The sequence below is a fragment of the Serratia sp. CY37869 genome, from assembly GCF_052168895.1.
Lineage (GTDB): Bacteria > Pseudomonadota > Gammaproteobacteria > Enterobacterales > Enterobacteriaceae > Serratia > Serratia ureilytica.
The window spans coordinates 1,027,711-1,039,755 of the sequence record NZ_JBJNLU010000002.1 but is presented as its reverse complement, the minus strand read 5'-3'; the positions used below and the strand labels follow the sequence as shown (position 1 = coordinate 1,039,755).

The 12,045-nt window shown below is 57.8% G+C and carries 12 protein-coding genes and 3 tRNA genes; 7 read left to right on the top strand and 8 right to left on the bottom strand.

From position 1 onward, the window contains the following. From ACJ8J1_RS15320 to ACJ8J1_RS15295, 6 genes are all read left to right on the top strand, one after another. Window positions 1-1,368: a TolC family protein gene (locus ACJ8J1_RS15320; protein ID WP_033642648.1), complete on the top strand. Its 1,368-nt coding sequence runs from the start codon at window positions 1-3 to the stop codon at window positions 1,366-1,368. Window positions 1,369-1,782: 414 nt separating this feature from the next. Further along, entirely contained in the window at window positions 1,783-3,285 is a 1,503-nt protein-coding gene (proP, locus tag ACJ8J1_RS15315) for a glycine betaine/L-proline transporter ProP (RefSeq protein WP_025302375.1), read from the top strand. A gap of 98 nt (window positions 3,286-3,383) precedes the next feature. Then, a complete protein-coding gene (locus ACJ8J1_RS15310) occupies window positions 3,384-4,310 on the top strand; it encodes a LysR family transcriptional regulator (protein WP_033642647.1) in 927 nt (308 codons plus the stop codon). Between the two features lie 108 nt (window positions 4,311-4,418). Next, on the top strand, window positions 4,419-6,044 hold the full coding sequence (locus tag ACJ8J1_RS15305; protein WP_033642646.1) for a GMC family oxidoreductase: 1,626 nt from the start codon (window positions 4,419-4,421) through the stop codon (window positions 6,042-6,044). Between the two features lie 129 nt (window positions 6,045-6,173). Continuing rightward, on the top strand, window positions 6,174-6,341 hold the full coding sequence (locus tag ACJ8J1_RS15300) for a hypothetical protein (protein ID WP_154219868.1): 168 nt from the start codon (window positions 6,174-6,176) through the stop codon (window positions 6,339-6,341). Window positions 6,342-6,443: 102 nt separating this feature from the next. Next, the gene (locus ACJ8J1_RS15295) at window positions 6,444-6,713 is read left to right on the top strand and encodes a hypothetical protein (RefSeq protein WP_033642645.1); all 270 of its coding nucleotides are present in this window, start codon (window positions 6,444-6,446) and stop codon (window positions 6,711-6,713) included. 57 nt (window positions 6,714-6,770) lie between these two features. Here the strand turns inward: ACJ8J1_RS15295 and ACJ8J1_RS15290 are convergent, their stop codons facing one another. The 3 genes from ACJ8J1_RS15290 to ACJ8J1_RS15280 all read right to left on the bottom strand — a co-directional run bounded on the left by ACJ8J1_RS15290 (window position 6,771) and on the right by ACJ8J1_RS15280 (window position 8,164). After that, window positions 6,771-7,322 carry a hypothetical protein gene (locus tag ACJ8J1_RS15290; RefSeq protein ID WP_033642644.1) on the bottom strand — a complete coding sequence of 184 codons (552 nt, stop codon included), beginning with the start codon at window positions 7,320-7,322 and terminating at the stop codon, window positions 6,771-6,773. Beyond that, window positions 7,288-7,569, bottom strand: coding sequence for a hypothetical protein (locus tag ACJ8J1_RS15285; protein WP_033642643.1), 282 nt, complete (start codon window positions 7,567-7,569; stop codon window positions 7,288-7,290). Before ACJ8J1_RS15285 ends, ACJ8J1_RS15290 begins: the two co-directional genes overlap by 35 nt. A gap of 142 nt (window positions 7,570-7,711) precedes the next feature. Then, on the bottom strand, window positions 7,712-8,164 hold the full coding sequence (locus tag ACJ8J1_RS15280) for a PaaI family thioesterase (protein WP_033642642.1): 453 nt from the start codon (window positions 8,162-8,164) through the stop codon (window positions 7,712-7,714). A 237-nt stretch (window positions 8,165-8,401) separates the two neighbouring features. On the opposite strand from ACJ8J1_RS15280, the gene ACJ8J1_RS15275 reads away from it, so the two are divergent. Beyond that, a complete protein-coding gene (locus tag ACJ8J1_RS15275; protein WP_033642641.1) occupies window positions 8,402-9,742 on the top strand; it encodes an anaerobic C4-dicarboxylate transporter in 1,341 nt (446 codons plus the stop codon). Window positions 9,743-9,906: 164 nt separating this feature from the next. On the opposite strand, the gene ACJ8J1_RS15270 is transcribed toward ACJ8J1_RS15275, so the two are convergent. The 5 genes from ACJ8J1_RS15270 to pgsA form a co-directional block, all read right to left on the bottom strand. Further along, a tRNA-Leu gene (locus ACJ8J1_RS15270) sits at window positions 9,907-9,992 on the bottom strand. A 10-nt stretch (window positions 9,993-10,002) separates the two neighbouring features. Then, window positions 10,003-10,076 (bottom strand) — tRNA-Cys (locus tag ACJ8J1_RS15265). Window positions 10,077-10,427: 351 nt separating this feature from the next. Continuing rightward, complete coding sequence (locus tag ACJ8J1_RS15260; RefSeq protein WP_033642640.1) at window positions 10,428-10,880, bottom strand: hypothetical protein; 453 nt, start codon at window positions 10,878-10,880, stop codon at window positions 10,428-10,430. Window positions 10,881-11,238: 358 nt separating this feature from the next. Continuing rightward, window positions 11,239-11,314: transfer RNA gene (locus tag ACJ8J1_RS15255), tRNA-Gly, on the bottom strand. 144 nt (window positions 11,315-11,458) lie between these two features. After that, window positions 11,459-12,007, bottom strand: a complete 549-nt coding sequence (gene pgsA / locus ACJ8J1_RS15250; protein WP_033642639.1) for a CDP-diacylglycerol--glycerol-3-phosphate 3-phosphatidyltransferase — start codon at window positions 12,005-12,007, stop codon at window positions 11,459-11,461. Window positions 12,008-12,045 lie beyond the last annotated feature (38 nt).

Below are 12,045 nucleotides of genomic sequence, written 5' to 3'. Positions count from 1 at the left end.
ATGAAAATTTTATCTCCCCTGGCGTTAAGCCTCGCCGCCCTGCTCACCGCCGGCTGCGGCAATGCCCTGAAAAGCGACTACCGGGCGCCGCAGGTCAACTATCCTGCGGGGTGGCAATACGCTGCCGACAACGCCGCGCCGACGCCGTTCGACTGGCGCGATTTCCACGATCCCGAGCTCGATCGTTGGCTGCAACAGGTGATGGCGAGCAATAACGATCTGGCCGCCGCCGTGCTGCGCGTTTACCGCGCGCGGCTCGAGGCGGAACGCGTCGGCATCAGCACCGCGCCCGGCGTCAGCGCCTCATTAGGCAGCGGCATTAATCGCCCGCTGTCCGAGTCCTCCGCGTGGAATAAAACCAGCAACGCGTCGCTCACCACCAGCTATGAGGTCGATCTGTGGGGCAAGCTGGCGCGCCAGCGCGACGCGGCCGAGTGGAGCAGCCAGGCTTCCGTGCAGGATCTGCAGGCGGCGCGCCTGAAGCTGTTGGCCGACGCCGCCACCAACTACTGGCGCATCGGTTTTCTCAATCAACAAATCAGCGTCAGCCAGGCGAGCATCGCCTATGCCAAAACGACGCTGCGGCTGGCCAACGCCCGTTATCAGGCCGGCAGCATCTCGGCGCTGGACGTAGTGAATGCGGAACAAAACTTGCTGACGCAGGAACGCAGCCTGGTGGCGTTACAACACGATCGTCAACAGGCGCTGAACGAACAGGCGGTGCTGCTGGGCGCGCCATCAGGCCAGGCCACCATCGCGCCCGCGCGCCTGCCGACGACGGCGATGCCGCAGATCAACACCGGCATTCCCGCCAGCGTCCTGAGTCGTCGCCCGGATCTCAGCGCTCAAGAGCTGCGGTTGCGCGCCGCCCTGGCCAACGTCGATGAAAAACGTCTGCAATACTATCCCGCGTTCAGCCTGACCGGTTCACTGGGCGCCAGCAGCAGCGCGCTGCTGGAATTCCTGCGCAACCCGACGGGCAGCCTCAGCGCCGGCCTGACGCTGCCGTTCCTGCAGTGGCGGCAAATGGGCGTGGAGATCAAGATCGCCCGCAACGACTATGAACAGCAAGTTCTGGCCTTCAAGCAGGCGCTGTACAAAGCGATGGGCGATGTGAACAACGCGCTGTCACTGCGCACGCAGCTGCTGGCGCAGGAGACGCAGTTGCGCGCCTCATTGGCGTTGGCGCGTAAATCGGAGCGGTTGAACGAGGTGCGTTACCGACAGGGCGCCGTCACCATTACCGACTGGCTGAACGCTCAGGAACAACGCCGTCAGGCGGAACTGGCGGTGGATGAGAACCGCTTCGCGCAGTACCAGAATCTGGCGAAAATCTATCTCGAATTCGGCGGTTCATCGGCGCCGTAATCTCACCGGCCTGGCCACCTGGCCAGGCGTTTTTTTAGCGGCGAACACATCAATTTTTCCTGTTTTATCTCCCGTATTCTCTATACTGGAAACACCATCAATCAGCCGAAAAATCGCCAGATCGCACAATTATCAGACCATTCTCGCACCAAATCGGTGCAAACACTTAAGTTAAACTGCTGGATTTGATCGCCGCAAGATATAACGTTAAGCTATAGATGCAAAATAATTAGTCACCTAAATGACATAACATCGGCATGAGCGACGCTATTTTGTGATCCACATCTCAACTTAAATGTGGATAATGAATCGTCTTGAACCGCGATTCGATTAGCCGATTTGATAACTCGAAAACAACAGTGAACGGAGATTACGCTTTCACGAACAACGAATAATTCATTAAGGGATGATTATATGAAGTTAAGAAAAAAACGACATAAACCGATGCACATTAACGACATCACCATCATCGATGACAGCAAACTCAAGAAGGCCATTACCGCCGCGGCCCTCGGCAACGCAATGGAGTGGTTCGACTTCGGCGTATACGGCTTTGTCGCCTATGCGCTTGGCCAGGTCTTCTTCCCCGGCGCCTCTCCCGGCGTGCAAATGATCGCCGCACTGGCGACCTTCTCCGTCCCCTTCCTGGTGCGTCCGCTCGGCGGTCTGTTCTTCGGCGCCATGGGCGACAAGTTCGGCCGTCAAAAAGTGCTCTCGGTCACCATTATCATCATGGCGGTCAGCACCTTCTGTATCGGCCTGATCCCGTCCTATGCGTCGATCGGCATCTGGGCGCCGATCTTGCTGCTGCTGGCCAAACTGGCGCAAGGCTTCTCCGTCGGCGGTGAATATTCCGGTGCGGCGATCTTCGTCGCCGAATACTCACCGGACCGCAAACGCGGCTTTATGGGCAGCTGGCTGGACTTCGGCTCCATCGCCGGCTTTGTGATGGGCGCAGGCGTAGTGGTGCTGATCTCCAGTATCGTCGGCGAAGCCAACTTCCTCGACTGGGGCTGGCGTATCCCGTTCTTCATCGCCGCGCCGCTGGGCCTGATCGGTCTCTACTTGCGCCATGCGCTGGAAGAAACCCCGGCGTTCCAGCAGCACGTGGACAAGATGGAGAAAGAGGATCGCAACGCCATCGAGAATCCGCCAAAGACCTCGTTCAAAGAGATCGCGGCCAAACACTGGAAAAGTTTGCTGGTGTGCGTCGGTATCGTGATTTCCACCAACGTGACCTATTACATGCTGCTGACTTACATGCCGAGCTACCTGTCGCATAACCTGCACTACTCGGAAGATCACGGCGTTCTGATCATCATCGCCATCATGATCGGCATGCTGTTCGTGCAGCCGGTGATCGGCCTGACCAGTGACCGCATCGGCCGTAAGCCGTTTATCATCGGCGGCAGCATCGGCCTGTTGGCGTTGGCGATCCCGTGCTTCATTCTGATCAACAGCAACGTCATCGGCCTGATTTTCGTCGGCCTGCTGGTGCTGGCGGTGCTGCTCAACTCCTTCACCGGGGTGATGGCCTCCATCCTGCCGGCGATGTTCCCGACGCACATCCGCTACAGCGCGCTGGCGATTTCGTTCAACATTTCGGTACTGATCGCCGGTGCGACGCCGACCGTTGCCGCCTGGCTGGTGGAAGCGACCGGCAACCTGTACATGCCGGCCTACTACCTGATGGTTGTTGCGGTGATCGGTCTTATCACCGGTCTGTACATGAAAGAAACCGCCAACAAGCCGCTACGCGGCGCGACGCCGGCCGCCTCTGACCGCTCCGAGGCAAAAGAGCTGCTGCAGGAAACCTACGACAACATCGAACAGAAAGTCGAGGACATCAACGCGCAGATCGCCGAACTGGAAAAGAAAAAACAGATCCTGATCGACCAGCACCCCAAACTGGACTGATTCGCACTGACAAGCAAAAACCACCCGCCCGGGTGGTTTTTTTTGCCTGGCGTGCACAGAGTGGTAACTTGACCCGGCGGATGCCGAAGGAGAGATGAATGAATCAGTTTCAGGAGATGGCGACCTATATCGCCGTGGTCGAGGCCGCCAACATCAGCGCCGCCGCCCGCCGCTTGGGCACCACCAAGTCGGTGGTCAGCAAACGCATCCAGCAGTTGGAGACGCGCCTTGGGACTGTGCTGTTCGAACGCGGGAAAACGCTTGGGCTGACCGACGCCGGCCATCTGTTCTATCAGCGCGCCGTTCTCATATTAAGCGAAGTGAGCGATGCCGAAGAGTCGGTGCGAACACTGCACGGCCAACTGCAGGGCCCACTGCGGTTAACCGCGCCGATGGCGTTCAGCATCCGCTATCTGGCGCCGCTGTTATCCGCCTTTATGGAACAATACCCGAACCTCAATCTGGACGTGGAGTACAGCGATCGCCTGGCCAATCTGAATCAGGAAAATTTCGACGTCGCCATCCGTATCGGCGCCTTGGCGGATTCCGACCTGATCGCGCAGCGCATCTGCGCCAACCGTCACTTGATTTGCGCCAGCCCAGCCTATCTTGCGCGTCAAGGCACGCCGACGCACCCGCAACACCTGCAACAGCATCAGGGGTTGCTGTATATTCACCGCGAGCCGACCGGCATGCTGCAACTCCCCATCGAAGGCGAGATCCGATCGTTTCGTATCGGCAAACGCCTGCGCACCGATAATGCTTTTCACCTGCTGGCGGCGGCGAAAGCTGGTTTGGGCCTCGCCATCCTGCCCGCATTTATCGCCGCCGACGCGATACGCGCAGGGGAACTGCGCATTGTGCTGGCCGCCTATTCACCCGACGGCGGCGACATTTCCGCCGTCTATCGCCGTTCAAAACGCGCATCCCCCAAGATCAAGGCGCTGGTGGACTTTCTGAGCGAGCACATTGGCCCTACGCCCAGCTGGGAAACCGCGCTGTCCCCTTTCCTGACGTCAACCTGAAAGGTTCGCAGAACGCGAACGGCAGGTTCGAATTTCGCCCGCTTGTCGCTTTTATCTCCGGGTTTTAGTCTGCAGAACACACCTTCCGCCCGCTCTGGAGACTACGCCATGAAAGACCTGTCACGCCGTCAGCTGATATCCCAAACGCTGGCCGTTTCAGCCGCCGCCACGCTCAGCGCTTGCGCATCGAGTTCCGCGTCGGCGGCGCAAACACAACCGGCCCAACGCGCCAGCGAGCCATCCACCTTCGACGTGATCATCGTCGGCGGCGGTTCCGCCGGCGCGGTGATGGCGGCTCGCCTCAGCGAAAACCCGGCGCGCCGGGTCCTGCTGATAGAGGCCGGACACAGTTACGCGCCCTACGATTATCCGCGCCTCATCGCGAACAGCGACGTGCTCGGCGCCAATGGCGACCCGGAATTCGAATGGGGATACCGGACAGAACCCGGCTATGTCAGCCACGCGATCGGCGCCATCCGCGGTAAAGTCCTGGGCGGCAGTTCAGGCGTCAACGGCGCCGTGGCGATCCGCGCCCGCCCGGAAGATTTCAAACGCTGGGATCTGCCGGGATGGCGCTATCAGGATCTGCTGCCCTCCTTCAAAAAACTGGAGACTCGTCATGGCCTGCACGACCGCGCAATCCATGGCGATAGCGGTCCTTTCCCCGTCGTGCAACTCACATTGGATGACATCACGCCAATGCAACGCGCTTTCGTCGCCGCCACGCGCGCCAACGGCTATGACGCCATCGACGATTTTGACGGCCCTTCAGCGAATGGCGTCGGCCCCTACCCGATGAATATCGTCAACGGTGTGCGCGTTAACACCGGCATGGCCTATCTGGATGAGAAAACGCGCGCCAGAGACAATCTCATCCTGCGTGCCGATACGCTGGTCGACCGCGTGATATTTGACGGGCAGCGCGCGATCGGCGTTCGCCTGGCCAGTGGCGAAGAAATCCATGCCGCTGAAGTGATCCTGAGCGCCGGAACCTACGGCAGCGCCGCCGTTTTGATGCGATCCGGCATTGCGCCTGCGCAACAGTCGAAGCGTCTGGGGATCCCCGTCGTCGCCGATTTGCCCGTCGGTGAAAACCTGGTCGATCACCCCTTTTATTACAATGCCTACGCAGCCCGCCCCGACGTCATCGGCAGCCAATCGCCGGTTATCGGCGCCAAGCTGTGGACCCGCAGCAGCCGGGCGGAACCGGAGGAGCTCGATCTGCACATTACCGCGACGCATCTGTTCCCACATGACCAAAGCCCCACCGGCGTCGGTTTTGTCCTGGCGGTGGCGCTGACTCGGCCGCAATCCACCGGACGCATCTGGCTGGAAAGCCGCGATCCGATGGCAGCCCCTCACATTGACCTTAACTTCCTGGCGCAAGAGAGTGACCGTGTTCGCTTGCTGGAGGGGGTTAAACTGGCGCGAAAAATAGGGCAAACCGCTCCGCTGTCTACGCTTATCCACAGCGAGCTTGCGCCCGCCGCAGACAGCGACGAGGCCATTCTGGCCTCGATGACGGCGACGTTGGATACCTATCATCACCCGACCTCCTCCGCGCCGATGGGGAATGCCGGCGACCCGAAGGCGGTCGTTGACCTTCAGGGCCGCGTGCACGGCGTGCACGGGCTTCGGGTTGTCGACGCCTCCATTTTCCCCGACGTGCCCTCCGTCGCCACTAATGTGACGACGATCGCCACCGCCGAGCATATCGCCCGCCACTATGCCTGATCGTTTGGCGGCAAGATAGGCTGTTGAAACCCGGCCGGTCACCCTGATGGCCGGCCTTCGCCATTCCACAGCGGCACAATCGAAATAACGGCGGCACATTTTATCCTGCCGGAAAACGGTGTTACCCTTGTGGCACCGTCACCTCTGCAAAACATTCTCATGGGCAAAATGGATCTTCCCGTCATCATCGGCATCCTGGTTATGCTAACCCTGTGGCTCGGCGCGCTCTTCAACATCGGCGATCTCAGCCTCACCATTTCACGCCTGTTTCACTGGTTCGAAAGCCAGCGTGGATAACCTGGATTCGCGATAACGCAGGCGGCGAGCAAACATCGGCTATGATTGATAGATGTTACGTCATTTTCCGAGACTGTCGCTCGCGATAAAGAGGACCGCATCATGACCGACTATGTGTTCTACAATCAGATCCTGACCCGACTGGCCGCCAATCATCCCGGCACGCTGGATGAGAAAACTTACGAATTGTGGAAGCAGGACGCCACCAGCCCGCACGCCTTCGCGGATCCCTTCGCCTATCTCAAAACCAAGGGGCTGATACAGGCCTACGTGATGAGCGACATCGACGAGAACAACTATGATATCGATCCGCACCAAACGCGGATCACCGCCGCCGGTCTCGACTTCATCCGCAGCGGCGGGTTCAAATAAGACGCAAAAAACCGCCCAACGGCGGTTTTTTTTACCCTAAAAAGCGTCCGGACCGTTTCAGGCGGGGAAAGGCCGATAAAAAATACGCAGCACTTCACTGTCGCCCTGGCGTAGAAAACCGCCTTCCGGCTGCCAGCGCAGATCGCGCGCCAGATTGAGATTCTCCCAGCCGACCGCGCCTCCCACGCCGATGCAAAGATTTTTATTGCCTGCGGCAAATCCCGCGCCGGTGCCGATCATGGCATGCAGCAATCGGGGCGAGGCCGCGTCGCGCATGGAGAATATCCCGATAAAACATCCCTGCGGGGCGCGCAGCATATCCGCCATGGTGCGGATCTCGGTATCGTCGGGGCTGACGAAATGTTTGTACTGCTTATCGAACACCGTCAGCCACAGCTGCTTGTATTTCGCCTTACTGAGCGCGCCGGAACGGTGGGCGCACAGCACCACCGCATCCCAACACATCTCCCCGCTGAGCGAAAGATACTCTTCCGTATTCTCCTGCGGCTTATCGGCATAATGCCGCGCAAATTCAGCGGCATTCAGATGCGGCGGCACGGCCTGTTTGGCGACGTCACTCTTGTAGCGCTTGAAATTCAACCAATGCATGGGAAGTCTCCTCTTCACCCGATAGATTAATAAATCCGCAGCCGTGAATGAGACGAGCCATCAAATCCAGCGCGTCGTCGGCAACGGCGGTGTCGTCGTCGTTCAGCCCCTGTTCCACCGCCCGCTCAATGGCGCTCATCACCGACGTCGCGCTGGTTTCTTCCCCTTGCGCTACCACGTCCAATACGGCTCTGCCGATCGCCAGACAAAGCTCATGATCAAACTCAACCTCTTTATACGGCTGCATACTCACCCCGATAAATTTTTACCCAAGAATACTAGACCACAATGACGCATCGCGCCTGCAGCCGTATCGCGGCGATCGGTGCAGCCGACAGAGAAATGCATCAGGCCCCGGATGGAAGAACCGGGGCCTGATAAATGGCAGGTTATTGTGGCGGCTGTTCGGTAGAGCGAATGATAAAGCAAGTGGCGGTTGCCGAAGCCAGCAATTTTCCTTCCGCCGTTTTGAGCGTGCCTTCCGCGAAAGCGACGTTTTTCGACGCATAGACCAGACGCCCCTCGGCGATCAGATCAATCTCCTTCGGCACCGGGCGCAACATTTTCACCTGCAGATCGACGGTGCCATAACCCGTCCCTGCGCCCAGCGTACTGTGCACCGCGCAACCGGTCACCGAGTCCAAAACCGTGGCGGCGAAGCCGCCATGAACGCCGCCCAGCGGGTTAAGATGGCGTTCGTCGGCCCGCGCCACGATGCGGATATATCCCTCTTCAACCGCGGCCGGTTTCATGGGCACCGTTTCAGCGATCGAAGCCGGTGGAATTTTGCCGGCCATCGCTGCCTGTAATAACGCCAGCCCCGTCATTTTTGTCGGATCCATAACTCTCTCCTCTGGTGGTAAATCCGTCATATAGGAGAGGTCTGACCTCTTGGCTTGCTTTTTCGTGCTGATACCGCTTTCCGCCCGCTCTCTATGTTCTTTGAATGTGACCGACATCACTCTTTAAGGTTAATAACCACAATTTATTAATGCCTTTAGATTTAAAACAACTTTCTGCTGTAAACGCCGCCGGAAACTGAACGTAGTTAAGTTCAACATTATTAAGGCGTATCTATCATGGATTTCTTTCTGCAATTAGCGGTTATATTGGCATGCCTGCTGTATGGGGCGCGTAAAGGCGGCATTGCGCTGGGGTTGCTGGGCGGTATCGGTTTGATGATTCTGGTGTTCGGCTTTCACCTGCAGCCCGGCAAACCGCCGGTAGACGTGATGCTGGTGATCATCGCGGTGGTGGCGGCCTCCGCCACCCTGCAGGCCTCAGGCGGGTTGGACGTCATGCTCCAGATCGCCGAGCGGATGCTGCGGCGCAACCCGCGATATGTCTCGATCATCGCGCCGTTCGTCACCTGCATTCTCACTATCCTGTGCGGCACCGGCCATGTGGTGTACACCATCTTGCCGATCATCTATGACGTGGCGATCAAAAATAACATCCGCCCGGAACGGCCGATGGCAGCCAGCTCGATCGGCGCGCAGATGGGCATTATCGCCAGCCCGGTCTCGGTGGCTGTCGTTTCACTGGTGGCGATGCTCAGCAGCTACACCTTCAATGGCCGCCATCTGGAATTCCTCGATCTGCTGTCGATCACCATCCCTTCGACTCTGTGCGGCATTCTGGCGATCGGTATCTTCAGTTGGTTCCGCGGCAAAGACCTGGACAAAGATCCCGAGTTTCAGAAATTCATCTCGGTGCCGGAGAACCATCGCTACGTCTATGGCGACGCCGCCACCCTGCTGGACCGGGTATTGCCACGCAGCAACTGGATCGCCATGTGGATTTTCCTCGCCACGATCGCCCTGGTGGCGGTGCTGGGGGCTTTTTCCGACCTGCGGCCCAGCTTCGGTGGCAAGCCACTTTCCATGGTTCTGGTGATCCAGATGTGCATGCTGATGGCCGGGGCGCTGATCGTCATCATTACCCGCACCAACCCGGCGTCTATCTCTAAAAACGAGGTGTTCCGTTCCGGCATGATTGCCATCGTGGCGGTGTATGGCGTCGCCTGGATGGCGGAAACCATGTTCGGCGCGCACCTGACGCAGATAGAAGCCACGCTGGGCGTGCTGGTGAAAGAGTACCCCTGGGCCTATGCGCTGATCCTGCTGCTGGTGTCGAAATTCGTCAATTCGCAGGCCGCCGCGCTGGCGGCGCTGGTGCCGGTGGCGCTGGCGATCGGCGTCAACCCGGCCTATATCGTCGCTTCGGCGCCGGCCTGCTACGGTTATTATATTTTACCGACCTACCCCAGCGATTTGGCGGCAATTCAGTTCGACCGCTCCGGCACCACCCGCATCGGCCGCTTCGTGATCAATCACAGCTTCATTCTACCGGGCCTGATCGGCGTCAGCGTCTCCTGCGTCTTCGGCTGGATCCTCGCCGCGGCGTTCGGTTTCTTATGATCTGTAGTGTGGAGCCCTGCGGGGCTCCCTGCAGGCAGGGTGGCGGCATGACAAAAAAGGAAAAAAATGCAGGCGTAATGCGAATTTCAGGCACAAAAAAACCGCCTCTCGGCGGTCTACGACATTACTACTTATTGCTTTGATTATTCGGTATTTTCGTTCCCTGGTACCCGGGGCGGGACTTGAACCCGCACAGCCATAAGCCGAGGGATTTTAAATCCCTTGTGTCTACCGATTTCACCACCCGGGCTCGGGAAAGTTGGAGGCGCGTTCCGGAGTCGAACCGGACTGGACGGATTTGCAATCCGCTACATAACCGCTTTGTTAACGCGCCTTTATTCTGTTTTGCCTTTTCAGGCCAAAGCCGGTGAATCACCCACTTCGTTTTGTTCTTCGGGATTGCGATGATAAAATCGCTTATCCTAATCATCTGATTCTTAAGTAATTTATTTCGTTACTGCCGAATCGATGGACTGCATTATGGACTAAACCCCCCACCTTGGCAACCCCCCGAAATAGCAAAAAGTTCTCTAACGCTTTCAACTGCTTATTTTGTGGGCGCACTGTTCACAATGCCAACGAAAAGGCAAGCGGAATGTTGATATTATATGCATCGGCTCAGGAATTCACGGGCAAAACGGTTCTTTTTCTCGACAGGAATGGCCCTCCCCGGCTTTTCGCTTGCTTATGGCGAAGGGCTATCGTGCAAAACCTCATCAGTCGGGGCATCACGCAATCTCCGGCGCCACCATAAAAACCCGGCGAACATTCCCGGTAAGACCGCGATCGCGCCAAAAATACGCTGATCGGCATTCAGCAACCCGGGAGCAATGGCGGACACCACCGCACACAACAGCAGAAACCACCGCAATTGGCGAATGCCTGAATGGGCGATACCGGCGACAGCCCCCGCCAAACATGCCGGCAAAAAACCGAGCGCATAAGAAAAAATGCCGATAAACCCCGCCATGCCCAGCAAATCGCCGGCATCGAGCAGACTTATTCCCACCCACTCACCGCTGCCGAACGCCATTAGCAGAAACATGAGCACGCCCCCCAACGGCGGGGCGACCAGGCCGAAGAACAGCGCACATCCCGCCGCCGTTCTTATCAGATGCTTTAAAGCACCAGACTCCATACATCCTCCTATGCCCGGTTCCAAAAGGCGGACCTACCGCTTCACTTTGCCGATAACCCAGCGATTTGGCGAGGCGACAGCGCAGCCTGGCTGTGCCTGAGAGCTCGGATGGTGTCATATGCCGCGTTATTTTCTTCTTGCATGGCGAACCGCCCGACGTATCAAATTATTGTTTCACCGTTTAACGGCTGCATCCAGCAGTATGACAACGACAGGAAAGATACGTGAGGAGAGTCAATAATCGATATGGGAAGATGAAGAAAGGTTTCGCCGAATGGCGCAGAAGCAGAAAACGAAAAAGGGGCCGAAGCCCCTTTTCCTTACCAGCCGAATCACGGGGATTCAACAGGCTAATGTTTGGAGCGGGAAACGAGGCTCGAACTCGCGACCTCAACCTTGGCAAGGTTGCGCTCTACCAACTGAGCTATTCCCGCATTACCAGAACTGACTGATTTCTTTGCTATCTTTCGGCAATTCATCGTTGTCGTCTGATGCGATGCATTCTACTTACCTGACGTGATGAGTCAATAAAATTGTTGGCCCATCACGATCGTTTGCCGCTTTTTGCAGCGTATCGATCACGGTTCCAGCAAATCGTTACGCGCCGCGTTCAAATATTGGAACATCGACCAGAAAGTCAGCACCGCCGCAATATACAGCAAGCCGATCGCCACATATTCCACAGAGCGATCCGGGCGCCACAGCAAGCCCACCAGCGACATCATCTGCGCCATGGTCTTCACTTTGCCGATCCAGGACACCGCCACGCTGCTGCGTTTGCCAATTTCCGCCATCCACTCGCGCAGCGACGAAATGATGATTTCGCGGGCGATCATGGTGGCCGCCGGCAGCGTGATCCACCAGCTGTGGTAGTGCTCCGCCACCAGCACCAGCGCTACCGCCACCATCACTTTGTCCGCGACCGGATCCAAAAACGCCCCGAAGCGCGTCGTTTGTTTCCAGCGGCGCGCCAGGAAACCGTCAAACCAGTCGGTGACAGCGGCAAACACAAAGATAACGGCGCAAACCATCGGAGCCCAGCTGAACGGCAGGTAAAACGCCAGCACAAAGAATGGGATCAGAACTACGCGAAACAGGGTAAGCCAAGTCGGTATATTCAATTGCATAATGCTACGGTAACTATCTGGCTAAAGTGGAAATTAAG

Excerpts from the sequence above, each read along its gene's own strand:
- ACJ8J1_RS15320 (WP_033642648.1), top strand. The coding sequence starts at position 1 with ATGAAAATTTTATCTCCCCTGGCGTTAAGCCTCGCCGCCCTGCTCACC.
- proP (WP_025302375.1), top strand. The coding sequence starts at position 1,783 with ATGAAGTTAAGAAAAAAACGACATAAACCGATGCACATTAACGACATC.
- ACJ8J1_RS15310 (WP_033642647.1), top strand. The coding sequence starts at position 3,384 with ATGAATCAGTTTCAGGAGATGGCGACCTATATCGCCGTGGTCGAGGCC.
- ACJ8J1_RS15305 (WP_033642646.1), top strand. The coding sequence starts at position 4,419 with ATGAAAGACCTGTCACGCCGTCAGCTGATATCCCAAACGCTGGCCGTT.
- ACJ8J1_RS15295 (WP_033642645.1), top strand. The coding sequence starts at position 6,444 with ATGACCGACTATGTGTTCTACAATCAGATCCTGACCCGACTGGCCGCC.
- ACJ8J1_RS15290 (WP_033642644.1), bottom strand. The coding sequence starts at position 7,322 with ATGCATTGGTTGAATTTCAAGCGCTACAAGAGTGACGTCGCCAAACAG.
- ACJ8J1_RS15285 (WP_033642643.1), bottom strand. The coding sequence starts at position 7,569 with ATGCAGCCGTATAAAGAGGTTGAGTTTGATCATGAGCTTTGTCTGGCG.
- ACJ8J1_RS15280 (WP_033642642.1), bottom strand. The coding sequence starts at position 8,164 with ATGGATCCGACAAAAATGACGGGGCTGGCGTTATTACAGGCAGCGATG.
- ACJ8J1_RS15275 (WP_033642641.1), top strand. The coding sequence starts at position 8,402 with ATGGATTTCTTTCTGCAATTAGCGGTTATATTGGCATGCCTGCTGTAT.
- ACJ8J1_RS15260 (WP_033642640.1), bottom strand. The coding sequence starts at position 10,880 with ATGGAGTCTGGTGCTTTAAAGCATCTGATAAGAACGGCGGCGGGATGT.
- pgsA (WP_033642639.1), bottom strand. The coding sequence starts at position 12,007 with ATGCAATTGAATATACCGACTTGGCTTACCCTGTTTCGCGTAGTTCTG.